We start from the raw sequence: 24,695 nt of genomic DNA on the forward strand, positions 1-24,695 counted from the left end.
GTCCTTATGTCCTCAAGCAGTCGTAATACCGCTCTCCTTCCCGCGTTCGTGTTCGCCCTCGGCCTCGCCGTGGTCGGCTGGATCGCGATCGGTTACGTCGGTTCGAACACGCTGGCGCTCGCCGTCACGCTGTTGATCGGCGCTTGTTACGTCGCCGGCGGGCTGGAACTGCTGCGCTACCGGCAGGCCACGCAGACACTGTCCGATGGCGTGGCGCAATTGAGCGCACCGCCGGCCTCGCTGGGCGCCTGGCTGGGCGGTCTGGATGCGGGTCTGCGCAACGCGGTGCGCCTGCGCATCGAGGGCGAGCGCGTCGCGCTGCCGGTGCCGGCACTCACGCCGTATCTGGTCGGCATGCTGGTGCTGCTGGGCATGCTGGGCACGCTGCTCGGCATGATGGTGATGCTGCGCGGCACCGGCATGGCGCTGGAGACGGCGACCGATCTTCAGGCGATCCGCGATTCGCTGGCGGCGCCGGTCAAGGGGCTGGGCTTCGCGTTCGGCACATCGATTGCGGGCATCGCGACCTCGGCGATGCTGGGTCTGGCCTCGGCGCTGCTGCGTCGCGAACGCGCGCACGTCGTGCAGCTGCTGGACGTGGCCGCCGCGACGACGCTGCGCACGCATTCGCAGGCGCATCAGCGCGAGGAAACCCTGCGTCTGCTGCAGCAGCAGACCGAAGTGATGCCGGCGCTGGTCGAGCGGCTGGGCGCGATGATGGCGACGATCGAGCAGCAGCACGCCGCGTCGGGTGAGCGTCACGCCGCCAGCCAGGATGCCTTCCACGGCCGCACCGAAGCGGTCTACACGCAGCTGGCCGCCTCTGTCGAACGCGCCCTGCAGACCAGTGTCGCCGACAGCGCGCGCGCGGCGACGGCCGCGTTGCAGCCGGTGTTCGAAACGACGATGGCCGCGCTCGCACGCGAAACCGCAGCGCTGCAGGCGACGGTCTCCGACGCGGTCGAGCGCCAGCTGCAGACGCTGACCGCCGGCTTCGAAGCCTCGACCGCGACCGTGGCGCAGCGCTGGCAGCAGGCGGTGGACGGGCAGCAGGCGTCGAACGAAACCTTGGCGCGCGATCTGCGTGGCGCGCTCGACGGCTTCAACACGACGTTCGGGCAGCGCGCGGATGCGCTGCTCGGCGACGTCACCACGCGCCTCGACGCGACGAGCGCGCAGACCACCGCGCTGCACGAGACGGTGACCGGCGCCGTCGACCGCCAGCTGCAGGCACTGACGACCGGCTTCGACGCGTCGACGGCAAGCGTGGCCGCACGCTGGCAGGACGCGCTGGCCGCGCAGCAGGCGTCGCATGCCGCGCTGACGGCCGATCTGCGCAGCGCACTCGACGGCATCGGCGACACCTTCGAGCAGCGCGCCACCGCACTGGTCGACGGCGTCGCCACGCGCCTCGACGCCACCGCCGGCACGGTCAGCGCCGCGTGGAACGACGCGCTCGAAAAGCAGGCCGCCACGAACGACGCGATGAGCGCGCATCACCAGCAGGCGCTCACCGCAGCCGCGGCGACGTTCGAAACGCACTCGGCCGCGCTGCTGCAGCAGCTCGACAGTTCGCATGCCGGCCTGCAGACCGCGCTCGCCGCGCAGGATGCGCAGCGCCTGGCCGCGTGGACCGACAGCCTCACCGCGATGGGCGCCGCGCTGCGCGAGGACTGGGCGCGGGCCGGCGCCGAGACCACGCGCCAGCAGCAGGCGATCTGCGACACGCTGGCGACCACGGCCGACACCATCGGCGCGCAGACGCAGGCGCATGCCAGCGAGACCATCGCCGAGATCTCGCGCCTCGTGGACACCGCATCGGAAGCGCCGCGCGCGGCCGCCGAAGTCATCGCCGAACTGCGCCAGTCGCTATCGGAGAGCATGGTGCGCGACACCGCGATGCTGGAAGAGCGCACGCAGATGCTGTCGACGCTCGACACCTTGCTGAGCGCGGTAAACCACGCGTCGACCGAACAGCGCGCGGCGATCGATGCGCTAGTGGCGACCTCGGCCGATCTGCTCGAACGCGTGGGCACCCGCTTCACCGATCACATCACTGCCGAGACCGGCAAGCTCGACGGCGTGGCGGCGACGCTCAGCGTCGGCGCGGCGGAGGTCGCGAGTCTCGGCGAGGCCTTCGGCGCCGCGGTGGACGTGTTCGGCGAATCGAACCAGCAGCTCGCGACGCGCCTGCAGGGCATCGAGGACGCGCTGGAGAAATCGCTGGCGCGCAGCGACGAGCAATTGGCGTATTACGTGGCGCAGGCGCGTGAGGTGGTGGACCTCAGCGTGCTGGCGCAGAAGCAGATCATCGAAGACCTGCAGCAGCTCGGCGCAACGCGCGCCGCCACCGCATGAGCGTCGAGCTGGAAGGCGATCACGAATCGTTCGCGCCGATCTGGGCCGCGTTCGGCGACCTCATGTCGGTGCTGCTGGGCGCGTTCGTGCTGATCCTGGTCGGCGTGATCGGCGTGCAGCTGCAGCTGGAACTCAAGCTGGATGCGGAGATCGCCCAGCGCGAGGCCGAGACGCAGCGCCGCCAGACGCTGGAACAGGCGCTGGCCGCGCCGCTGGCCGCGGGCCGCATCACCCTGGTCGACGGCCGCATCGGGATCCGCGGCAGCGTGCTGTTCGCCGACGCGTCCGACCAGCTGCAGCCCGAAGGCCGCGAGCTGTTGCAGAGCCTGGCCGGGCCGCTGACCGAGTATCTGGCCTCGCGGGACGAGATCCTGATGGTCAGCGGCTTCACCGACGACCGTCTGGTGCGTGACGGCAACCGGTTCTCCGACAACCTGGAGCTCTCGGCGCAGCGCGCCTTGAACGTGACCCGCGGTTTGATCGCCGCAGGCGTCCCGGCCGAATCGGTGTTCGCCGCCGCGTTCGGTGCGCAGCAGCCGGTGGGCTCCAACGCGGATGCAGAAGGCCGCGCGCAGAACCGCCGCGTGGAGATGGCGCCGGTGCCGCGCCTGCAGGCCGCTGCCCAGCCCGATGGCCGCTGATCGCATCGACATCGACGCAGTGCTCGACGGCTGGCGTGCGACCGGCGCCGATCGCGTGAACCCGTTGCGCTTCCATCGCATCGCGGCTTTGCATCGGCGCGCATCGACGCTCGACGGTGCGGCGCAAGATGGGCTCGATACGAAGTTGACCTCGCTGGTCGATGCGTATGCGCGCGATGTCGAACGCAGATCGCGCGACGCGCACGGTTCGGCGCCGACGCGAAGTGCGCTGGGCACACTGGTCGACGGCATGACGGCACGCGCAGAGAGCGCAGCATCGAATGCGGTCTATCCCGAGCTGCCTGCCGTCGATGACTTCCGCGCGCTGTGGTCGACGCTGCGCACCGGCAGCCAGGTCCGCAAGTCGCTGGCGGAGGTGCCGACCGGCGCCGGCCCACTGAACTCGGCCGCCCTCGCCCATCGCGCACTGACCCTGATGGGCGGCCTGTCGCCGGAGTACCTGCGCCAGTTCCTGGCCTATGTGGACACGCTGTCCTGGCTGGAGACCCTGCAGGACGCCGGCGTGCTGACCGGCAAGGAGACCGCGCCAGCGGCGGGCGCGAAGCCCCGGGCGAAGCCGCGGGCACGCAAACGCGGCTGAACGGACCCGCTCGGTGCCTGTGGGAGCGCCCTTGAGCGCGATGGGCATCACCAGGAACGTCGCATCGCGCCCAAGGGCGCCCCCACGCAGGGCACGCGGCACCTGCTTCGGCCAAGGCCTTGCGCAGCAAGGGGAATTTCAGCAGAATGGCCGGCTCGTTGCGTCCAGCCCATGGCGACATGGCCTGACCTGCCTTCCGGAAGCGCGATTCCCGGCAGTGGTGCAACGAGAATTCCTTCCCGTACCGCGCGATGGCCACGCCATCGGGGCCGCCATCTCCCTGGCTAAGGGCGATTCCAATACTTCGAGGTGCGTAATGTCCCGAGTCTGCCAAGTCACTGGCAAGCGTACGACGCATGGCAACAACGTGTCGCATGCCATGAACAAGACCCGTCGCCGCTTCATGCCCAACCTGCATGAGCGTCGTTTCTGGGTTGCCAGCGAAAACCGCTGGATCAAGCTGCGTGTATCCACCAAGGCCCTGCGCACCATCGACAAGAACGGCATCGACGTCGTCCTCGCCGAGCTTCGTGCCCGCGGCGAAAAGGTCTGAGGAGTTAGAACATGGCAGGCAAGCGCGACAAGATCCGTCTGATTTCCTCGGCCAACACCGGGCATTTCTACACCACGGACAAGAACAAGAAGAACACCCCCGGCAAGATGGAGTTCAAGAAGTACGACCCCGTCGTCCGGAAGCACGTGATCTACAAGGAAGGCAAGATCAAGTGACGCAACGACCCGCGCTTCAGCGCGGCTGACGTTGCGTCATCCCGGCGCAGGCCGGGATCCAGTGTCTTCAAGCAGAACCCGCCGCGAGGCGGGTTTTGTGTTTGTGCGGCCCGCGCGCAACGCGCGTGGCTGCCGGTAGGTCATCCCCGCGAAGGCGGGGATCCAGCGCCTCCCTACAGAGCCCGCCGCAAGGCGGGTTTTGTGTGTCTGGGATTCGAGAATCTGGTGAAGGGCTCCAAGGCCCGCGCAGCGCACGCCCCTCACCCCAACCCCTTTCCCGGAGGGAGAGGGGCTCACGGCGCCAGCGCGATTCGAGAACTGCAGGCCCGGAGAAACCGGTTCACCCATCCCCGCCACACCCGCATGCCACACTCGAACGCATGTCGAATCACGACCTGCACATCGGCCTGTGGATCCTCGTGGCCGACTGGCTGATCCGGATCGCGGCCCTGCTGTGGATCCCCGCACGCACACGTCCGTCGGCCGCGCGCAGCTGGCTCCTGCTGATCGGCTTCGTGCCCTTGCTCGGACTCCCCGCCTATCTGCTGCTCGGCCATCCGTGGCTGTCCAAGCTGCGGCGCGAGCGGCAGGCGCGGGCGTCGCGGCTGATCCGTCAGCGGCAGACCCCGTTGACCGCATTGCGCTGGTGCCCGCCCGATGCGTTCTCCGCGCCCGCCGATGCCGCGCGGCTGGTGGAACGGCTGGGCGATTTCATGCCGACCAATGGCAACGCGGTCGAACTGCTCGACGATTACGCAGGCGCCCTGCAGCGCCTGATCGACGACATCGACGCGGCGACGCGCGAGGTGCACCTGCTCTATTACCTGATGCGCGACGACACCGCCGGCCGCGCGGTCGCCGCGGCACTCGAACGTGCGGCACGTCGCGGCGTGCGCTGTCGACTGCTGCTCGACGCGGTCGGCGCCAAGCCCGGACTGCGCGCGTTCCGGCGCCCGCTGCGCGATGCCGGCGTCAGCGTGCAGGCCACACTGGCCGGTGGCCTGGCATGGCGTCGCAGCGCGCGGATGGACCTGCGCAACCATCGCAAGATCGCGGTCATCGACGGCCGTCTCGCGCTGACGGGCTCGCAGAACCTCGCCGACCCGGACTTCGTGCCCGGCCATCCCAACCGCGAGGTCGTCGCGCGCGTGCGCGGGCCGGTGGTCGCGCAACTGCAGGCGCTGTTCGCCAGCGACTGGTACATCGAGACCGGCGAAGTGCTGGAAGTCGACGCGCCGCCGATCGCGCCCAGTGGCCAGGTGCCCGCGCAGTTGTTGCCGAGCGGTCCGGCGTATCCGTTCGAGAACGCGCGCGATGTGTTCGTCGCGCTCGTGCAGCGTGCGCGCCGGCGTGCGGTGCTGGTCACGCCCTACTTCGTGCCCGACGAGGCGACGCTCGGCGCCCTGCGTGTCGCCGCGTTGTCGGGCGTGTCGGTGCAGCTGATCCTGTCGGCGACCAATAACCAGCGCCTGACCGCGTGGGCGCAGGCCGGGTTCTACGACGAACTGCTCGCCGCCGGCGTGCGCATCGCGCTGTACCGGCCGCACTTCCTGCATGCCAAGCATCTGAGCATCGACGACGACATCGCGCTCGTCGGATCGAGCAATCTCGACATCCGCAGTTTCATGCTCAATGCCGAGGCCGGGCTGCTGTGCTTCGACGCCGGCGTCGTGGCGAGACTGCGCGAGATCGAGCAGGACTATCTGCGCGAGTCGGACGTGCTGGAAGCAGACGCGTGGGCGCGCAGGTCGACCTGGCGGCGCAGCGTCGAAGGCATCGCGCGCCTGGCGGATTCGTTCCTCTGACTGTAGCGGCGCGCTAGAAGCCGCCGCCTTCGTCGAGCCAGGTCTGCTCGTCCGGCGTATTGACACGACCGAGCGCGCGGTTGCGATGCGGAAACCGCCCGAAGCGTTCGATGACGTCGAGATGCGCCTGCGCGTACTTGCGGTACTCGGCGTTGTCGACGTCGGCGAACAGCGCGACCGAACGTCGCTGATCGGCCAGGTCTTCGGAATGCTCGAACGGCAGATAGACGAAACCGCGCAGGTCGGCATCGAAGCTGCGGTCGTGGCCGGCGTCGATCATGCGCTGCGCATAGTGGCGCGCGAGGCTGTCGGTCGCGAAGGCGTGTCCGCTGTCGCGGAAGATGTTGCGCGGAATCTGGTCGAGCAGGATCAACAGCGCGAGTCCGCCCTCGGCGGTCTCGAGCCAGTCTTCCAGCTCGCGACGGCCCGCGGCGAAGTGCGCATCGCGGAAGCGCTCGTCGCATTCGCGGTCGAAGGCATCGCCACCCTGGAACCATTTCTGCATGCCGGCCTGTCGCCAGAAGGCGACGACGTCATCGGGTGTGATCGTATCCATGGCGCGCAGACTAGCGCGGCCGTCCAGACCGCGCACCACGTGTCGTTTCGCCGCCACGGCACCCTATACTCGGCGCGATCATCCATCCCATCCATCGGAGTGCTCCATGACGCGTCGCCCGATCCGCCTGCTGCCTGCCCTGCTCGTCCTGTCCGGTGTGATGCTGCTGGCCGCCTGCCAGCGTGGAGACGCCGACAAGGCGCTGCTCGAAGCGCCGGCCGTCGGCGACCTCTACGCTGCGCAGCTCAGCGAGTTTTCCGACTACGAGTTCACCGACGACGCCGAGAAGCCGATCGATCCGGCCTACGGCCTGATGAAGGTCGTCTCCGCCGATGCCGCTGGCGTGGTGGTGATCACCGAGAACGCGGCCTCGGCCGAGAAGTCGGTGTCACGCAGCGACATCAAGGGCGATCTTTCGACGATCGAATTCGACGAGAGCGAGCAGATCCAGATCGCCAAGGCCGATCTGATCAAGGCGCACGCCGATGGTCTGATCTATGCGGTGAAGCGCCCCGCGGCGAACTGAGTGAGTCGCGGTGGTGGTACGAAAAAGCCCGGCGGATGCCGGGCTTTTTTGTGGGCGCGCGTTCGATCATTGTGTCGAGCCCCTCTCCCTCCGGGAGAGGATGGGGGTGAGGGCACTTTTCGATGTCCCTCACTACCTGCCCTCACCCGAAACGGCTGCGCCGTTTCGAGTTCTCCCGGAGGGAGAGGTGCCCAAAGCCCGAACGATCTCACCCTCTGGAGACGCTGCCCGGCGCTACTCGTCGAACCGCAGATGCCGCACCGACTTGCCATGCCGGCGGATCAGCTTCAGTGCTTCGATGCCGATGTTGATATGCCGCTCGACGAAGTCCGCGCTCACCAGTGCGTCCGATGCTTCGGTCTTGACGCCTTCGGGAATCATCGGCTGGTCGCTGACCAGCAGCAGCGCGCCCGATGGGATGCGGTTCGCGAAGCCGGCCGCGAACACCGTCGCCGTCTCCATGTCGATCGCCATGCAGCGCATCGCGCGCAGGCGTTCCTTGAACGCGGCGTCGTGTTCCCAGACGCGGCGATTGGTCGTGTAGACGGTGCCGGTCCAGTAGTCGTGGCCGAGATCGCGGATCATCGTCGAGACCGCACGCTGCAGGGCGAACGCGGGCAACGCCGGCACTTCGGGCAGCAGGTAATCGCTGCTGGTGCCTTCGCCGCGGATTGCCGCGATCGGCAGCACCAGATCACCGAGCTGGTTCTTGCGCTTCAGACCGCCGCACTTGCCGAGGAACAGCACCGCCTTGGGCATGATCGCCGACAGCAGATCCATCATCGTCGCGGCATTGGGGCTGCCCATGCCGAAGTTGATCATCGTGATGCCGTCCGCCGTGGCGCTGGGCATCGGCCGGTCGAGACCGACCACCTGGGCGCCGGTGAGCCGGGCGAAGTGATGCAGGTAACCGCTGAAATTGGTCAGCAGGATGTGTTCGCCGAACTGGTCCAGCGGCACGCCGGTGTAGCGCGGCAGCCAGTTCTCGACGATCTGTTCTTTTTCTTTCATCGTCTTCTTCTCCGTGTACGCGGCCATTCTCGCATGTGGCCCGCGGCGCTTCGCGGAACACGCCGCCGGTCCCAGCGCGCGCCGCACGGCCGCGGGTACACTCGGACGCTGTCGCACGCCGCCTCGCCGGCGTGCCGGGGAAATCCATCCGTCCACACGCTTTCGGGGAGTTACCGATGTCCCGCCTGTTGTCTGCCGCGCTCGCGGTCGCGCTTTTCGGTGGCTGCGCCACCACGTCCACGTCCGGCAAACCTGCCGCGTCGTCCGATACCTCGCATGTCGGTGCGACCGCCTATGCCAGCACCTATGCGCCGATCGCATCGGCGCCGGTGCTGATCACCAACGCCACCGTGCTGGTCGGCGACGGCCAGCGCCTGGAAGGCGCGGACGTGCTGCTGCAGGACGGGCGTGTCGCCGCGGTCGGTGTCGGCCTCGACGCACCGGCGAACGCGCAGCGCGTCGACGGCACCGGCAAGTGGGTCACGCCGGGCATCATCGACGTGCACTCGCATCTGGGCGTGTACCCGAGCCCGGGCGCCAGCGCGCACAGCGACGGCAACGAGATGACCGCGCCCAACACCGCGCAGGTCTGGGCCGAACATTCGGTGTGGCCGCAGGACCCCGGCTTTGGCGCGGCGCTCGCCGGCGGCGTGACATCGCTGCAGATCCTGCCCGGGTCGGCGAACCTCATCGGCGGCCGCGGCGTGACGCTGAAGAACGTCGCGGCGACGATGGTCACCGACATGAAGTTTCCCGGCGCGCCCTACGGACTGAAGATGGCCTGCGGCGAGAACCCCAAGCGCGTCTACGGCCAGAAGGGCGGCCCGGCGACGCGCATGGGCAACGTCGCCGGCTATCGCGCGGCGCTGATCGACGCGGCCGAGTACCGCCGCAAGCAGGCCGGCGATTCGCCGGGCAAGCGCGACCTCAAGGTCGAGACGATGGCCGGTGCGATGGATGGCGACATCCTCGTGCACATCCATTGCTACCGCGCCGACGAAATGGCGCAGATGCTCGATCTCGCGAAGGAATTCGACTTCAAGGTCGCCGCGTTCCATCACGGCGTGGAGGCCTACAAGATCGCCGACCGTCTCGGCGCCGAGGGCGTCTGCGGCGCGCTGTGGGCCGACTGGTGGGGCTTCAAGATGGAAGCCTTCGACGGCATCCAGGAGAACATCGCGATCGTCGACCGCGCGCCCGGTGGCTGCGCGATCGTGCATTCCGATTCCGACGAGGGCATCCAGCGCCTCAACCAGGAAGCGGCCAAGGTTATCGCCAGCGCACACCGCGCCGGCATCGAGATCACGCCCGAACACGCGATCCGCTGGCTCACCGAGAACGCCGCGAAATCGCTGGGCGTGCTCGACCAGACCGGCACGCTGACCGCGGGCAAGATGGGCGACGCGGTGCTGTGGAACGGCAACCCGTTCACCGTCTACGCGCTGGCCGAACAGGTGTGGATCGACGGCGCGCACGTCTACGACCGCTTCGATCCGGCGCGTCAGCCGGTGTCGGATTTCATGCTCGGCCAGGGCGCCGCCGCCAATGGAGGTGCCCGATGAGCCGCCGTCTGCCGCGCGCCATGGCGCGCCTGATCGTCAGCGGCGCGCTGCTCGCCGCCACCCTGCCGGTCGCCGCGCAGTCGGTGCTGATCCGAGGCGCGACCGTGCACACCGCCGGTCCGCAGGGTTCGTTGCAGAACACCGACGTGCTGGTGCGCAATGGCCGCGTGGCCGCGGTCGGCGCAGGCCTGGCTGCGGGTGACGCGCAGGTCGTCGAAGCCAACGGCCGTCCGCTGACGCCGACGCTGTTCGGCGGCGTGACCGGCATCGGTATCGAGGAAGTGTCCGGCGAGCGCGGCACGCGCGATGATCGCCTGTCGCTCGGCGAGACCAGCGACATGGCCGTGCGGCCCGAGTTCGACGTCACGCTGGCGTTCAATCCCGACTCGATCGTGATTCCGGTCGCGCGCGTCGAAGGCATCGGCTTCACCCTGATCTCGGCCGGCAGTGCGAGTTCGATCATCGGCGGCCAAGGCGCGGTGATGCGTCTCGACGGCAGCGTCGATCCCGCCGGCCCGAAGGTGCTGCATCTCTCGCTCGGCGCCGACGGCGCGGAGCAGAGCGGATCCTCGCGCGCGGCGCAATGGATGCTGCTCGACCAGCTGATCGACGAAGCGCGTGGCCGCCTGCCGGCCGACTCGCACGTCGCCGCGCTGACGCCGGCCGGCAAGCGCGCACTGGCGCCCTATCTCGATGGACGCGGCACGATCGTCGTCGGCGTCAATCGCGCGGCCGACATCCGCCAGCTGCTGCGCTGGTCGAAGCGCCACAACCTGCGCATCGCCATTCGCGGCGGCGCCGAAGGCTGGCGCGTCGCATCGGACCTCGCCGCGGCGAACGTGCCGGTGTTCGTCGATCCGCTGGTGAACCTGCCGTCGGACTTCGACCAGATCGGCGCGACGCTCGAGAACGCCGCGCGCCTGCAGGCCGCCGGCGTGCGCGTCGGCTTCGCCCAGGCCAGCGACGCCTCGCACAACGCGCGCAAGCTGCGTCAGCTTGCCGGCAACGCCGTCGCGCACGGTCTGCCGTGGGATGCAGGCCTCGCAGGCCTGACGCGGGTGCCGGCGGAGACGTTCGGTGTCGGCGACTCCATCGGCACGATCGCGGTCGGTCGGACCGCGGATCTCGTGCTGTGGTCGGGCGATCCGCTCGATGTCACCAGCACCGCCGACCAGGTGTGGTTCGACGGCCGCGCGATCGAAATGCGCTCGCGTCAGACGGAACTGCGGGATCGTTACCTGCGTCCGGCGACGCCGGCGAACGAGGGTGGGTTGCCGCGGGCGTATCGGAAGCGGTGATGTCTGGAGCCCTCCCCTGCTCGCGGGGGAGGGTTGGGTGGGGGCGAACCTTCGGACCTCGCCGAGCTTGAGTTCAAGCTGACCTTTGAAGACCCTCGTAACACGCGAGCAGATCGTTTGCCCCCATCCCGGCCTTCCCCCGCAGCGCGGGGGAAGGAGCATTCACCGCGCGTCCGCCGGAATTCCGTCCAGATCCGGATCGACCGCGAGCTTGCCGGCGATCAGCACCGCCTGCGTGCGGTTGGACGCGCCGAGCTTGCGCAGCACGGCGGTCATGTGCGCTTTCACCGTCGCTTCGGACACGCCGAGCTCGTAGGCGATCTGCTTGTTGAGCATGCCGTCGCCGAGCATCTGCAACACACGGAACTGTTGCGGGGTGAGATCGCGCAGGCGCGCGGCGACGTCGTGTTCGCCCGGGGACACGCCAGCGGCGGACGCGGCGGCTTCCGGCACGAAACGGTCGCCGTCGAGGACCTGTGCGACGGCGCGGGCCAGCGTTTCGGCATCGGCGGATTTGGGCACGAAGCCCGATGCGCCGTGATCGAGTGCACGGCGCATCACCGCCGGCTCCTCGCGCGCGGACACCATCAGCACCGGCAGTTGCGGGAACTGCGCGCGCAGATGCACCAGCGCGCTGAAACCGTGCACGCCAGGCATGTTGAGATCGAGCATCAGCAGGTCGGCATCCGGTTCGGATTCGACCATGGCGTACAGCGCATCGACGTTGTGCGCTTCACGCAGGCGCGCGTTCGGCACGGCGCGGGAGATCGCGCCGCGCAGTGCCTCGCGGAACAGCGGGTGATCGTCGGCAATCAGCAGGGTGGTCATTGAGTGAGCTTCATGCCTGCGGGATGTACCGCTCCTTGACCAGGGCGTCGACGACCGACGGATCGGCCAGCGTACTGGTGTCGCCGAGCTGGTCGGGTGCGTTCTCGGCGATCTTGCGCAGGATGCGACGCATGATCTTGCCCGAGCGTGTCTTCGGCAGACCCGGCGCCCACTGGATGTGATCCGGCGATGCGGTCGGGCCGATTTCGCTGCGCACGTGCTTGACCAGTTCCTTGCGCAGGTCTTCGCTGTACTCCTCGCCGGCCTTGAGGGTCACGTAGGCGTAGATGCCCTGGCCCTTGATGTCGTGAGGAAAACCGACGACCGCGGCCTCGGCGACCTTCGGATGCGCGACCAGCGCGCTTTCCAGTTCCGCGGTGCCGATGCGGTGACCGGACACGTTGATAACATCGTCGACGCGGCCGGTGATCCAGTAATAGCCGTCCTCGTCGCGGCGGCAGCCGTCGCCGGTGAAGTAGCTGCCCGGATACGCCTTGAAGTAGGTGTCGATGAAGCGCTGGTGGTCACCGTAGACGCTGCGCATCTGGCCGGGCCAGGAATCGGTGATGACGAGATTGCCCTCGGCTGCGCCTTCGAGGACGACGCCGTTGGCATCGACCAGCGCCGGCTGCACGCCGAAGAACGGTTTGGTCGCCGAACCGGGCTTGGTGTCGATCGCGCCGGGCAGCGGCGAGATCAGAATGCCGCCGGTTTCGGTCTGCCACCAGGTATCGACGATCGGGCAGCGGCTGTCGCCGACCACTTCGTAATACCAGCGCCAGGCTTCCGGATTGATCGGCTCGCCGACGCTGCCGAGCAGGCGCAGCGACTTGCGCGAGGTCTTCTTGACCGGCGCTTCGCCTTCGCGCATCAGCGCGCGGATCGCGGTGGGCGCGGTGTAGAAGATCGTGACCTGGTGCTTGTCGATGACGTTCCAGAAGCGCGAGACGTCGGGATAGTTCGGCACGCCTTCGAAGATGAGCGAGGTCGCGGCGTTCGCCAGCGGGCCGTAGACGATGTAGCTGTGGCCGGTAACCCAGCCGACGTCAGCCGTGCACCAGTACACGTCCTCGTCGCGCAGGTCGAAGATCGCCTCGTGCGTGTAGCTGGCGAACAGCAGGTAGCCGCCGGTCGTGTGCAGCACGCCCTTCGGCTTGCCGGTGGAACCGGAGGTGTAGAGGATGAAGAGCGGGTCTTCCGCGTTCATGCGCTCCGGTTCGCAGGTGTCGGGCTGGTCGTCGACGACGGCGTCGTACCAGCGGTCGCGCGGCATCTGCATGTCGACCGCGCCACCGGTGTGGCGCACGACTAGCACCGTCTCGACGGTATTGGTGCCCGGCAGTTTCAACGCCGCATCGACGTTCGCCTTCAGCGGCACCGACTTGCCGCCGCGCAGGCCTTCGTCGGCAGTGATGATGAGCTTGCTGCCGCAATCGGCGACGCGATCGGCGATCGAATTCGGCGAGAAGCCGCCGAAGACCACGCAATGCACCGCGCCGATGCGTGCGCACGCGAGCATCGCGACGGCCGCTTCGACGATCATCGGCAGATAGAGGGTGACGCGGTCGCCCTTGCCGACGCCGAGGTTGCGCAGCGCATTGGCGAGCTTGCACACGCGCGCATGGAGATCGCGGTAGCTGACGTGCAGCGCTGCGGTGTCGGGGCTGTCGCCTTCCCAGATCAGCGCGGTCTTGTCGCCCTTCGTCGCCAGGTGCCGGTCGAGGCAGTTGACGCTGACGTTGAGCTCGCCGTCCTCGAACCAGCGGATGCGGAAGTCCTGCAGGTCGTAGCTGACGTTGCGGATCTTCGTCGGTGCCTTGAACCAGTCGAGGCGCTTGGCAGCCTCGCCCCAGAACGCGTCCGGGTCCTGCACCGAACGCGCGTAATCGCGCGCGTAGGCCTCGGCGGTGATGGTGTCGGGACCGGCGAAACCGGCCGGCGCCGGATGGATTTCTGCGGGGTTGGACATCGGGAAGCCTCCGGGAACACGTCCGGCCAGTGTGCCGGATTCACCGGAGCGCCACGCTAGACCTTGGTCTAACCGGGGCGCGGCGGAGTATCGACCAATGGGGAATGGGCGTGCTCCGCTGCAACGTGCAGTCTGCGTGAAATGGATCGTGCCGCATTGGGCGCTCCACCCGTTCCGCCTTGCACCACTTGTTCACGCCATCCCTTGGGAGGGGAGACCCGATGACACAGATCAAACAGGTACGTCCGCGCCTTCTGGCAGCCGCCGTACTCGCCGCGCTCACCCTGCCCGGCGTCGCCTTCGCGCAGAGCGCCAAGGAACGCGAGCTCGAAGCGCGCGTCGCCCAGCTCGAAGCGATGGTCCAGCAGCTGGTGACGCAACAGCAGCAGACCGAAACCGTGGTGACCGAGGTCCGCACGGCCCAGGCCGCGCAGCCCGCCGCCCCCGTCGCCGTCGCCGGCACCGGCGCCGCCGCGCCGATCCAGACGACGACGATCACGCCGACCGCCAATCCCGGCACCAAGTTCACCGTGGGCGGCATGATCCGCACCGATGCGATGGTCACCAAGACCACCGACGGCGACATCGCCAAGGGCACCGCGGGCCGCGATTTCTACGTGCCCGGCGCGATCCCGGTCGGCGGCAATGCGCCCGACACCTATTCCGATGCGCATCTGAAGTTCTCGCGCCTGTGGTTCGACGCCAGCACGGTGCTCGATTCGGGCGACAAGCTCGGCGCGCGCGTCGAACTCGATTTCTTCGGCGGCGCGCTCGGCAATTCGGCGGCCACCAATACCTACGGTGCGACGCTGCGCCACGCCTACCTGACCTACAACAACTGGCTGGTCGGTCAGACGTGGTCGAACTTCATGGACACCAACGCGCTACTCGACGCGGTCGATTTCGTCGGCCCGACCGACGGCGTCGCTTTCGTGCGCCAGCCGCAGCTGCGTTACACCAGCGGCCCGTGGGTGGTGTCGCTCGAAAGCCCGGAAACCACCGTGCAGCCCTTCGGCGGCGGCGCGCGCGTGATCGCCGGCGACAACAGCGCGATTCCCGACGTCATCGCCCGCTACACCCACAAGGGCGACTGGGGCCACGTCAGCTTCGCGGGCATGGCGCGGCAGCTCAAGTACGAACCGGTCATCGGCAACGACAACACCGACACCGGCTTCGGTGCGCAGGTCAGTGGCCTGGTCAAGCTGGGTGACAGCACCGACATCCGCTACCAGGTCAGCGGCGGCGAGGGCATCGGGCGCTACATCGGTCTGGCCACGGTGCAGCAGGACGTGATCGCCGACGGCGCCGGCAACATCAATGCGCTGGGCGGCTGGGCGGGCTACTTCGGCCTGCGCCAGGTGTTCACCCCGAAGGTCCGCGGCAACCTGTTCTATTCGCGCTCGCAGTGGGACAACGACACCGCGTGGACCGGCCTGGGCGTGACCCGCAAGGTGCATTCGGTGCACGCGAACATGATCTGGTCGCCGGTGCCCAAGCTCGACTTCGGCGTCGAGGCGATCTGGGGCGAGCGCACGCTCGAATCCGGCGCCGACGGCGAGCTGATGCGCCTGCACACGATGGCCCGCTACTCGTTCTGATCCACCCGACAGGGACGGCCACGCGCCGTCCCTGTTGCGTTTCACCGCCGCGTGCGAGCGGCCCCCACCCGCACCACCGTCTGTTCCGCGACCGCATGCAGCACGTCTGACCGGGTCGCCGGCATTCCGCCGGCCCCGCACACATCACGAACGCTTCGGAGGGGAAGCTTCCCATGTCCAGCACGACCGCCAACCCGGCACCCAAGCCCGCGCTGACGAAGGGCCATAAAAAGGTCATCTTCGCGTCCAGCCTCGGCACCGTCTTCGAGTGGTACGACTTCTATCTGTACGGCTCGCTCGCGATCATCCTGTCGCGCCAGTTCTTCAGTGGCGTCAATCCGACCACGGGCATGATCTTCACCCTGCTGGCGTTCGCGGCCGGCTTCTTCGTGCGTCCGTTCGGCGCGGCCTTCTTCGGCAGCCTCGGCGACCGCATCGGCCGCAAGTACACGTTCCTGGTCACGATCATCATCATGGGCGTGTCGACGTTCCTGGTCGGCGTATTGCCCAGTTACGCGACGATCGGTATCGCGGCGCCAATCATGCTGATCGTGCTGCGTCTGGCCCAGGGCCTGGCGATGGGCGGCGAGTACGGCGGCGCAGCCACCTACGTCGCCGAACACGCCCCGCCGGGCAAGCGCGGTCTGTACACGGCCTTCATCCAGACCACGGCGACGCTCGGTCTGTTCCTGTCGCTGGCCGTGATCCTGCTGTGCCGCTGGCTTCTGGGCGTCGAAGCGTTCGAGGACTGGGGCTGGCGTCTGCCGTTCCTGGGTTCGATCGTGCTGCTCGGCGTGTCGGTGTGGATTCGCCTGCAGCTGGCCGAGTCGCCGTTGTTCCAGCAGATGAAGGCCGAGGGCAAGGGCTCCAAGCAGCCGTTCCGTGATTCGGTCAAGGGCGGCAACCTCAAGCTGATGCTGCTGGTGCTGTTCGGCGCCACCGCCGGCCAGGCCGTGGTCTGGTACGCCGGCCAGTTCTACGCGCTGTTCTATCTGCAGAGCATGCTCAAAGTCGATCTGACGGTGTCCTACCTGCTGATCGCGGCAGCGCTGCTGCTCGGCACGCCGTTCTTCCTGTTCTTCGGCTGGCTGTCGGACAAGATCGGTCGCAAGAAGATCATCATGGCGGGCTGTCTGATCGCCGCGATCTCCTACTTCCCGATCTTCAAGGGCCTGACCCACTTCGCCAATCCGGCGATCGAAGAAGCCGTGGCCACGTCTCCGGCCCTGGTGGTGGCTGATCCCAGCACCTGCAGCTTCCAGTTCAATCCGACGGGTACGCGCAAGTTCACCAGCTCCTGTGACGTGGCGACCGCCGCGCTCGCGAATGCCGGTGTGCCCTACAGCGTGGAAGCCGCGCCGGCGGGCACGCTGGCCGAGGTGCGCGTGGGCAGCAACAGTGTCGCGTCGTACGAGGCCGAAGGCCTGGCCGGCGATGCGCTCAAGACCCAGCAGGGCAGCTTCGGCACCGAACTGCGCGGCGCGCTCAATGCCGCGGGTTATCCGGAGAAGGCGGACACCGATCGCATCAACATCCCGATGACGATCTTCCTGCTGTGGATCCTGGTGATCTTCGTGACGATGGTCTACGGCCCGATCGCGGCGTATCTGGTCGAGCTGTTCCCGACCCGCATCCGCTACACCTCGATGTCGCTGCCGTACCACATCGGTAACGGCTGGTTCGGCGGCTTCCTGCCGGCGATCTCGTTCGCCCTGGTCGCGGCCACCGGCAACATCTACTACGGCCTGTGGTACCCGATCGGCATCGCACTGATGTCGCTGGTGATCGGCACGATCTTCCTGCGCGAAACCAAGGACGTCGACATCACCAAGTAAGTGCGGCACCCGCGCGGGACCACGTCTCCCGCGCGTTTTACCCGGACGCCGGCCCGCAAGGGCCGGCGTTCTTCGTTTCAGCGATCCGACGGTCGCGACGCATCGGCCAGCGACGCAGCCAGATGCTCGACGAACGCACGGATCCGCGACGACACGCCGGAGTTGCGGTAGTACACGGCGTGCACCTGCTGGCGCACGTCGAGTGTCTCGCTCGCGAGCACCTCCACCAGCCGCCCTGCGCGGCGATCGTCCTCGGTGGTGAAGTCGGACAGGCAGGCGATGCCCGCGCCCGACACCGCGAGCGCGCGCACGGTCTCGCCACTGGATCCGGCGATCGTCGGCACGATCGTCAAGGCCACGCCACCGGGGCCGTGCAGCGGCCAGACGTTGAGATGCGGCAGGCCGGTGAAGCCCAGCACGGCGTGATCGGCCAGTGCCGCGACCGATGCCGGCGTGCCATGCGCATCGAGGTAGTCCGGCGCGGCGAGCACCCGCAGCCGGCTGTCCATCAGATGCCGTGCGACGAGACTCGAATCCTTCAGCGCACCGACGCGGATCGCGATGTCGGTCCGATGCTCGAGCAGATCGATGGTGCGATCGCTGCTGGTGAGTTCCAGCGTGATCTTCGGATAGGCGGCACGGAACGCGGCGACGCGGGGCACCAGCACGTGCAACAGGAACGACGTCGCCGCATCGACGCGCAGCACACCCGACGGTCCGTCGCGCAATCCGCGCATGCGGTCCTCGGCAGCGTCCATGCGCGCGAGCACGTCGCGTGCGTCGTCGAGGAACGCGCGCCCTTCCTCGCTGAGCGCGATCCGCCGCGTGGTCCGCTGCAGCAGCGTCGTGTCGAGCTTGTCTTCCAGTCGACCCAGTGCCCGGCTGATGCCCGAGACCGTCTGTTCGAGCTGGCGTGCGGCCGCGGTGATCGAGCCGCTGTCGACGACGGTCACGAATGCCTGCAGTTCGTCCAGCGTGGTCTTCATGGCGATGTGCCGCAGCCGATCAGGCCTCGATTATTGACCGGAAATCAAAAGATATCTCCCGAATCGCCGGTTTCTGACCGCAATCGACACGCGCAGACTGGCCGCCTTCCCACATCGAGATCTCTCATGGACCTCTTCATCACCGGCGTGACCGGCTTCATCGGCGGCTCGCTCGCCACCGCCCTGCTGCAGGATGGCCACACGGTCCGCGGCCTGGTCAGATCACCGGACGCCGCGGCGCGGGTCGAAGCGCTCGGCATCGTGCCGGTGCTCGGCACGCTCGACGACCGCGAACTCCTGAGCACCGAAGCGCAGCGCGCGGACGCGGTCATCAACGCCGCCAGCAGCGATCACCGCGGCGCGGTCGACGCGCTGCTCGACGGACTGCGCGGCTCCGGCAAAGCCTTCCTGCACACCAGCGGGTCCAGCGTCATCGGCGACGACGTCGCGGGCAACGCGCTGTCGCCGCACGTCTTCGACGAGGACACGCAGCTGATCGTCGAAGCCGGCAAGCAGGCGCGTCATGCGGTCGACACCGCGATCCGTGCCGCCGCCGGCGACGGTGTCCGCAGCGTCGTGCTGTGCAACACGATGATCTACGGCAGCGGCACGGGCCTGGCGCGCGACAGCGTGCAGATTCCGCCGCTGGTGCAGCAGGCGCAGGCCAGCGGCGTGGTGCGTATCGTCGGCAGCGGCGTCAACCGCTGGTCGAACGTGCACATCGAGGATGTCGTCGCGCTGTACCGCCTCGCGCTCGCGAACGCACCCGCCGGCGCGTTCTACTTCGTCGAGAACGGCGAAGCGTCCTACGCGGAACTGGGCGCGGCGATCGCGACGCGGCTCGGACTGGGACCGGTCGAATCCTGGACCGTCGCGCAGGCTGCGCAGGTCTGGGGCGAGGGCCATGCGCGCTATTCGTTCGGCTCCAACAGCCGCGTCCGCGGCCCGCGCGCGCGCTGCGAGCTGGGCTGGGCACCGCGCCACGACTCGGTGACGCGCTGGATCGAAACGGAAATGCCGCTGGATTGAAACCGGCGCAACGCGGTCCGATCAGCGTTCGCTCGGCACAATTTCGATGCGCAGCGCGTGCCACACCAGCCCGATGAACACGAGCAACGCGGCGAATGGATAGGCCGCCGCCACGCTCGAGACCAGTTGTGCGACGAGGGAATCGTCGCGCAGCGGTGCGAGCGAAAGCACCCACACATCCGCAACCACGACGAGCGCGCCCATCGCCAGCACGACGCCCCGCGCAAACGGGGACGCGAGCGTGCGCGACAGATGCCAAGCGGGCAGCAGGTACAGCAACGACAGCACGGCCGTCCACGGCGCCACCGCGTCCAGCAGGGCGCGCGACTGCGAGGCGTCGCCGGGATGTCGCATGTGGCCCCAGAACGGACTGAGGAATCCGATCAGATTCACTAGAAGCACCGTGCCGAGCAGCGCGACGAGCAACCAGCCGATGGCGCGGCGCAGATGCGCGAGATGCGTCATGTCTTCCTCCCTGGAGCGGACCGGATCGATCACCGCCCGAGGATAGCAACGTCGGTTCCGGCCGCCAGGACGCGAATGGTGCGCAGGCGCCATCGAGCGCACGCCGCTCGCATCCATCGCGCGATCGTGCGGGAGAACGCGCCGCTACTTCTGCGGCGGTGCCGCCAGCTCGCGCGCGTCGAGATAACCGTCGCGATTGGTGTCCTGCCGGTTGAACGTCGCGGCGAGCTTGGCCATGTGTTCGGCCAGCGTCACTGGCCGGCCCTTGCCGCCCGGCAGCTCATCGGCCGTCAGCACGCCATCGCCATTGCGGTCCATCTGGTCGAAACCGTATCGCATCCATGCCTGGTACTCGGCGAGCGAGACACGGCCATCGCCATCGGTGTCCATGTGCTTGAGATACTCGGACGTGCGCGTGACCTGCGCGCCGGCGGTGACGGCGATGAGCGCGCACACCGCACACAGCAAGCGGCCGGCCCGCTGCAGGACCGGCCGTCGTCTTGCGATCACAGCGTGCGGTTTCAGGCGTGCGCGCTCTGCAGCGAATAGCCCTTGAGCCGGGCCGAATACTCCTGCAGCGCGCGGATGCCGCTGGCCTCGGCCTCGCGGCACCAGACCTGCAGGTTGTGCAGCGCTTCGCTGGCGTTCTGCGACCGTGCTTCGAGCAGCGCGGTCAGGCGCGCGCGATGTTCGACCAGCGTGCGGATGCGCGGGCGCTGGTCGACCCACTGCTGCAGTTGCTGGCGCGCGTCGGGCTGCAGCCAGCGACCATCGTCGACCAGTCCCTTGCGCAGCTTGCGCGGCAACAGCGCGCGCAGACGCGCACCGGCGGCCTGCGCTTCTTCGCGCAGCGCGGGCTTGAGCACGTTGCGCTGGTAATCGGTCATCGCCTGGAACCGGTGCGCGAGCAGCGCGCGCATGGTGTCGGTGTCCGGCACGTGGATATTGGGACGGATGTCGAGCGACGGCGCGACGCGCAGCACCTTCGCCAGACGCACCGACGCCAGGCCCTGGATGACTGCCCAGCCGATGTCGAACTCCCACTTGCGCAACGCGAACTTCGCCGAACTCGGGAACGCGTGGTGGTTGTTGTGCAGCTCCTCGCCACCGATCCACACGCCCCACGGCGTCAGATTGGTCGCGGTGTCGGTGGTCTCGAAATTGCGGTAGCCCCACCAGTGACCGAGGCCGTTGACGACACCCGCGGCCCAGAACGGAATCCACGCCATCTGGATCGCCCACACCGCGACGCCCTTGAAGCCGAACAGCACGACGCTCAGCAGCAGCAGGAAGGTCGGACCGAGATTGGCGTGCGGCGTGTAGAGCCTGCGCTCGATCCAGTCGCTGGGTGCGCCCTTGCCGTACTGCTCGATGTCGGCGCGCTGCGCGCGGGCTTCGCGGTAGAGCTCCACGCCCTGCCAGAACACGGTCTTGATGCCCTTGAAGCGCGGGCTGTGCGGGTCGTCTTCGGTCTCGCACTTCGCATGGTGCTTGCGATGGATCGCCACCCACTCGCGCGTGATCATCGACGTGGTGAGCCACGTCCAGAAGCGGAAGAAGTGCGCGATCACGGGGTGGAAGTCGACACCGCGATGCGCCTGGCTGCGATGCAGATACAGGGTCACCGCGAAGATCGTCAGCTGCGTCACCACCAGCAGGTAGACGAGCATCGCCCCCCAGCCGAATTGCAGCAGGCCGCCGGACAGGAACTCGAGAATCGTAGAAGACATGGGCGCGTCAAAAAGGCGTGAACCCATGCATCATGGCGGCATCGCTGCCCCCTTTCCATCCCTCCGACCACGTATGGATGACCTCGCGATTCAGACTCGCTACGCGCGTCGCATTCATGCGACGGTGCAGCGCGCATCCGCATGAATCGGAGCCCTGCGTACCTGCTGGAGCTGGATCGCGCCACGGTGCGTCGCGGCGACCACGTCGCCCTGGATGCGCTCGACCTGGCGATTCCATCCGGCCGGCACACCGCGATCCTCGGCGCGAACGGCAGCGGCAAGTCCACGCTGATGCAGCTGTTGACCCGCGAGGTGCATCCGCTCGCCCATGCGGACGGTCGCGCGCCGGTGCGCGTGCTCGGCGCGCATCGGTGGGACGTGCGCAGCCTGCGCGGACAGCTCGGCATCGTGACCCAGCGCCTGCACGAAGATCTGCGCACGCTGCCGTTGCTGACCGCGGGCGCGGTCGTCGCCGGCGCGCGCCTCGGTGCGATCGCCGACGCCGGTGCAGCCGATCCGGCGCTGCATGCACGGGCACTCGCGGCGCTGCAGCAGATGCAGGCGGCGCATCTCGCCCGGCGTCGCTACGCCACGCTGTCTGCAGGTGAAGCGCGTCGCGTGCTGCTGGCACGTGCACTGTTCCACGCGCCGGCCGCCCTGCTGCTCGACGAGCCTTCGAGCGGACTCGACGTCGTGGCCCGCGCGCAGTTGATGACGCGGATCGGCGCGATCGCGCGCGCCGGCACCACGCTGGTGCTGGTCACCCATCATCTCGAAGAACTGGTCCCGGAGATCGGCCACGTCGTGCTGCTGCGCGCGGGCCGCGTACTCGCCGACGGCCCGCGCGAGCAGGTGCTGACCGACGCGTTGCTGTCGCAGGCCTACGACGCACCCGTGCGCATCCGCACCGATGCCGACGGCACGCTCGCGCTGACGATGGCCGGCTAGGCATCACCGCGACTGGCGCCGGTCGCCCTATCGCGCGCATCGCCTGCCTCGGAGCATCGGGTCTCACCCCAGTGCACCGGCCCGCGCGCGCTGTGCGATAGTCGGCGCGCATCACCGCATCACCGCTGTCCGTCTTGGCATACCGACTCTGGGAGGGGTTTCCATGCTCGAGCAACACGGTTTGTGGCTGGCACTGGGCTGTGCCGCCATCGCGATTCTCTACGGCGTGATCTCCGCCGGCTGGATCAACCGGCAACCTGCCGGCAACGCACGGATGCAGGAAATCGCAGGCGCGATCCAGGAAGGCGCCCGCGCGTATCTCAATCGACAGTATCTGACGATCTCCATCGTCGGCGTCGTGCTGTTCGTGCTGATCGGCGTGTTCCTGGGCTGGGCGACCGGCATCGGCTTCCTGCTCGGCGCGGTGCTGTCGGGCGCGGCCGGCTACATCGGCATGAACGTGTCGGTGAAGGCGAACGTGCGCACGGCCGAAGCCGCGCGCCGCGGCATCGGACCGGCGATGGACGTCGCATTCCGCGGCGGCGCGATCACCGGCATGCTGGTCGTGGGCCTGGGCCTGCTCGGCGTGGCCGGTTACTGGATGCTGCTGCCGCACTTCGGCATCGCCGGTGAGGCCGCGTTGCATGCGCTGGTGGGCCTGGCGTTCGGCAGTTCGCTGATCTCGATCTTCGCGCGTCTGGGCGGCGGCATCTTCACCAAGGGCGCCGACGTCGGCGCCGATCTGGTCGGCAAGGTCGAGGCCGGCATTCCCGAGGACGATCCGCGCAATCCGGCGGTGATCGCCGACAACGTGGGCGACAACGTCGGCGACTGCGCAGGCATGGCGGCCGACCTGTTCGAGACCTACGCGGTCACCGTCATCGCGACGATGCTGCTCGGCTTCCTGATGGCGCCGACCGTCGGTGCGAACGGCGTGCTGTATCCGCTGGTGCTCGGCGGCGCATCGATCCTGGCATCGATCGTCGGCACGTTCTTCGTCAAGGTGCAGGCGGGCGGCTCGATCATGGGCGCGCTGTACAAGGGCGTGATCGTCTCGGGCGTCATCGCCGCGGCGCTGTTCTGGCCGATCACCACGCAGCTGATGGCCGACAACACGCACGGCGCGACCAACCTCTATCTGTGCGCGCTGATCGGCCTGGTGCTGACCGGCGCGATCGTCTGGATCACCGAGTACTACACCGGCACGCAGTACGCACCGGTCAAGCACATCGCACAGGCGTCGACCACGGGGCACGGCACCAACATCATCGCGGGTCTGGGCGTGTCGATGAAGTCGACCGCCATGCCGGTGATCGCGGTGTGCTTCGCGATCTGGGCGTGCTTCTCGTTCGCGGGCCTGTACGGCATCGCGATCGCGGCGACGGCGATGCTGTCGATGGCCGGCATGATCGTGGCCCTCGATGCCTACGGGCCGATCACCGACAACGCCGGCGGCATCGCCGAGATGGCCGAGCTGCCATCGGAGATCCGCGACATCACCGACCCGCTGGATGCGGTGGGCAACACCACCAAGGCGGTGACCAAGGGCTATGCGATCGGCTCGGCCGCGCTCGCGGCGCTGGTGCTGTTCGCCGACTTCACCCACAACCTGGAAGCGAAGTATCCGGGCACCGAGTTCCGCTTCGATCTCGCCGACCCCGCGGTGATCATCGGTCTCTTCATCGGCGGGCTGATTCCCTATCTGTTCGGCGCGATGGCGATGGAAGCGGTGGGCCGCGCGGCAGGCGCGGTAGTCGAAGAGGTGCGCCGGCAGTTCCGCGAGATCCCCGGCATCATGGCCGGCACCGCGAAGCCCGACTACTCGCGCGCGGTCGACATGCTGACGAAATCGGCGATCAAGGAAATGATCGTGCCCTCGCTGCTGCCGGTGCTGGTGCCGGTGGTCGTCGCGCTCGGCATGAACGCGCTGATGGGACCGGGCGCCGGCATCCGCGCACTCGGCGGCCTGCTGATCGGCACGATCGTCACCGGCCTGTTCGTCGCGATCTCGATGACCACAGGCGGCGGCGCTTGGGACAACGCGAAGAAGTACATCGAGGATGGCCACCACGGCGGCAAGGGCAGCGAAGCCCACAAGGCCGCGGTGACCGGCGATACCGTCGGCGATCCCTACAAGGACACCGCGGGCCCGGCGATCAATCCGTTGATCAAGATCATCAACATCGTCGCGTTGTTGCTGGTGCCGTTGCTTTAGTGAAG

At 68.1% G+C, this 24,695-nt stretch carries 22 protein-coding genes; 14 read left to right on the forward strand and 8 right to left on the reverse strand.

From position 1 onward, the window contains the following. Nucleotides 1-6: 6 nt before the first annotated feature. The 6 genes from AC3A5T_RS05845 to cls all read left to right on the forward strand — a co-directional run bounded on the left by AC3A5T_RS05845 (nt 7) and on the right by cls (nt 6,134). On the forward strand, nt 7-2,358 hold the full coding sequence (locus AC3A5T_RS05845) for a DUF802 domain-containing protein (protein ID WP_487627762.1): 2,352 nt from the start codon (nt 7-9) through the stop codon (nt 2,356-2,358). Beyond that, nucleotides 2,355-2,999, forward strand: a complete 645-nt coding sequence (locus tag AC3A5T_RS05850; protein ID WP_487627763.1) for an OmpA family protein — start codon at nt 2,355-2,357, stop codon at nt 2,997-2,999. Before AC3A5T_RS05845 ends, AC3A5T_RS05850 begins: the two co-directional genes overlap by 4 nt. Then, nucleotides 2,989-3,600 carry a DUF2894 domain-containing protein gene (locus tag AC3A5T_RS05855; RefSeq protein WP_487627764.1) on the forward strand — a complete coding sequence of 204 codons (612 nt, stop codon included), beginning with the start codon at nt 2,989-2,991 and terminating at the stop codon, nt 3,598-3,600. The genes AC3A5T_RS05850 and AC3A5T_RS05855 overlap by 11 nt, the downstream gene beginning before the upstream one ends. 316 nt (nt 3,601-3,916) lie before the next feature. Continuing rightward, on the forward strand, nt 3,917-4,153 hold the full coding sequence (gene rpmB, locus AC3A5T_RS05860; RefSeq protein WP_096209782.1) for a 50S ribosomal protein L28: 237 nt from the start codon (nt 3,917-3,919) through the stop codon (nt 4,151-4,153). 11 nt (nt 4,154-4,164) lie between these two features. Then, a complete protein-coding gene (rpmG, locus tag AC3A5T_RS05865) occupies nt 4,165-4,329 on the forward strand; it encodes a 50S ribosomal protein L33 (RefSeq protein WP_096296520.1) in 165 nt (54 codons plus the stop codon). Nucleotides 4,330-4,709: 380 nt separating this feature from the next. Further along, complete coding sequence (cls, locus tag AC3A5T_RS05870) at nt 4,710-6,134, forward strand: cardiolipin synthase (protein WP_487627765.1); 1,425 nt, start codon at nt 4,710-4,712, stop codon at nt 6,132-6,134. A 13-nt stretch (nt 6,135-6,147) separates the two neighbouring features. Here the strand turns inward: cls and AC3A5T_RS05875 are convergent, their stop codons facing one another. Then, a complete protein-coding gene (locus AC3A5T_RS05875; protein ID WP_487627766.1) occupies nt 6,148-6,690 on the reverse strand; it encodes a DUF924 family protein in 543 nt (180 codons plus the stop codon). 106 nt (nt 6,691-6,796) lie between these two features. Here AC3A5T_RS05875 and AC3A5T_RS05880 point away from each other — a divergent pair, with 106 nt between their 5' ends. Next, nucleotides 6,797-7,216 carry a hypothetical protein gene (locus AC3A5T_RS05880; protein ID WP_487627767.1) on the forward strand — a complete coding sequence of 140 codons (420 nt, stop codon included), beginning with the start codon at nt 6,797-6,799 and terminating at the stop codon, nt 7,214-7,216. Nucleotides 7,217-7,450: 234 nt separating this feature from the next. Here AC3A5T_RS05880 and AC3A5T_RS05885 read toward each other — a convergent pair whose 3' ends face one another. Further along, a complete protein-coding gene (locus tag AC3A5T_RS05885) occupies nt 7,451-8,227 on the reverse strand; it encodes an AMP nucleosidase (protein ID WP_332078069.1) in 777 nt (258 codons plus the stop codon). A 176-nt stretch (nt 8,228-8,403) separates the two neighbouring features. Between AC3A5T_RS05885 and AC3A5T_RS05890 the strand changes: the two genes are divergently transcribed. Continuing rightward, nucleotides 8,404-9,789, forward strand: a complete 1,386-nt coding sequence (locus AC3A5T_RS05890) for an amidohydrolase (protein ID WP_487627768.1) — start codon at nt 8,404-8,406, stop codon at nt 9,787-9,789. Further along, nucleotides 9,786-11,087 (forward strand): amidohydrolase family protein, encoded by a 1,302-nt coding sequence (locus AC3A5T_RS05895; protein ID WP_487627769.1) that lies wholly within the window; start codon nt 9,786-9,788, stop codon nt 11,085-11,087. Before AC3A5T_RS05890 ends, AC3A5T_RS05895 begins: the two co-directional genes overlap by 4 nt. 162 nt (nt 11,088-11,249) lie before the next feature. Here the strand turns inward: AC3A5T_RS05895 and AC3A5T_RS05900 are convergent, their stop codons facing one another. Both AC3A5T_RS05900 and acs read right to left on the reverse strand, forming a co-directional pair. Continuing rightward, the gene (locus tag AC3A5T_RS05900) at nt 11,250-11,915 is read right to left on the reverse strand and encodes a response regulator transcription factor (RefSeq protein WP_332078066.1); all 666 of its coding nucleotides are present in this window, start codon (nt 11,913-11,915) and stop codon (nt 11,250-11,252) included. Between the two features lie 10 nt (nt 11,916-11,925). Beyond that, complete coding sequence (gene acs / locus AC3A5T_RS05905) at nt 11,926-13,884, reverse strand: acetate--CoA ligase (protein WP_487627770.1); 1,959 nt, start codon at nt 13,882-13,884, stop codon at nt 11,926-11,928. Between the two features lie 221 nt (nt 13,885-14,105). Here acs and AC3A5T_RS05910 point away from each other — a divergent pair, with 221 nt between their 5' ends. Next, nucleotides 14,106-15,482, forward strand: a complete 1,377-nt coding sequence (locus AC3A5T_RS05910) for a DcaP family trimeric outer membrane transporter (RefSeq protein WP_487627771.1) — start codon at nt 14,106-14,108, stop codon at nt 15,480-15,482. A gap of 173 nt (nt 15,483-15,655) precedes the next feature. Then, a complete protein-coding gene (locus tag AC3A5T_RS05915) occupies nt 15,656-17,317 on the forward strand; it encodes an MFS transporter (RefSeq protein WP_487627772.1) in 1,662 nt (553 codons plus the stop codon). Nucleotides 17,318-17,394: 77 nt separating this feature from the next. Here AC3A5T_RS05915 and AC3A5T_RS05920 read toward each other — a convergent pair whose 3' ends face one another. Further along, on the reverse strand, nt 17,395-18,303 hold the full coding sequence (locus AC3A5T_RS05920) for a LysR substrate-binding domain-containing protein (protein WP_487627773.1): 909 nt from the start codon (nt 18,301-18,303) through the stop codon (nt 17,395-17,397). 126 nt (nt 18,304-18,429) lie between these two features. On the opposite strand from AC3A5T_RS05920, the gene AC3A5T_RS05925 reads away from it, so the two are divergent. Continuing rightward, complete coding sequence (locus tag AC3A5T_RS05925) at nt 18,430-19,332, forward strand: NAD-dependent epimerase/dehydratase family protein (protein WP_487627774.1); 903 nt, start codon at nt 18,430-18,432, stop codon at nt 19,330-19,332. Nucleotides 19,333-19,353: 21 nt separating this feature from the next. Here AC3A5T_RS05925 and AC3A5T_RS05930 read toward each other — a convergent pair whose 3' ends face one another. Genes AC3A5T_RS05930 through AC3A5T_RS05940 form a run of 3 tightly spaced genes read right to left on the reverse strand, consistent with a single transcriptional unit; the run spans nt 19,354 to nt 21,527 of the window. Then, nucleotides 19,354-19,914, reverse strand: coding sequence for a hypothetical protein (locus AC3A5T_RS05930; protein WP_487627775.1), 561 nt, complete (start codon nt 19,912-19,914; stop codon nt 19,354-19,356). A 27-nt stretch (nt 19,915-19,941) separates the two neighbouring features. Further along, nucleotides 19,942-20,304, reverse strand: a complete 363-nt coding sequence (locus AC3A5T_RS05935; RefSeq protein WP_487627868.1) for an EF-hand domain-containing protein — start codon at nt 20,302-20,304, stop codon at nt 19,942-19,944. 14 nt (nt 20,305-20,318) lie between these two features. Next, entirely contained in the window at nt 20,319-21,527 is a 1,209-nt protein-coding gene (locus AC3A5T_RS05940) for a DesA family fatty acid desaturase (protein WP_487627776.1), read from the reverse strand. 141 nt (nt 21,528-21,668) lie between these two features. Between AC3A5T_RS05940 and AC3A5T_RS05945 the strand changes: the two genes are divergently transcribed. Beyond that, on the forward strand, nt 21,669-22,475 hold the full coding sequence (locus AC3A5T_RS05945; RefSeq protein ID WP_487627777.1) for an ABC transporter ATP-binding protein: 807 nt from the start codon (nt 21,669-21,671) through the stop codon (nt 22,473-22,475). A gap of 163 nt (nt 22,476-22,638) precedes the next feature. Next, a complete protein-coding gene (locus AC3A5T_RS05950) occupies nt 22,639-24,690 on the forward strand; it encodes a sodium-translocating pyrophosphatase (protein ID WP_487627778.1) in 2,052 nt (683 codons plus the stop codon). Nucleotides 24,691-24,695 lie beyond the last annotated feature (5 nt).

The sequence above is a fragment of the Luteimonas sp. Soil_C_16 genome (assembly GCF_057657295.1).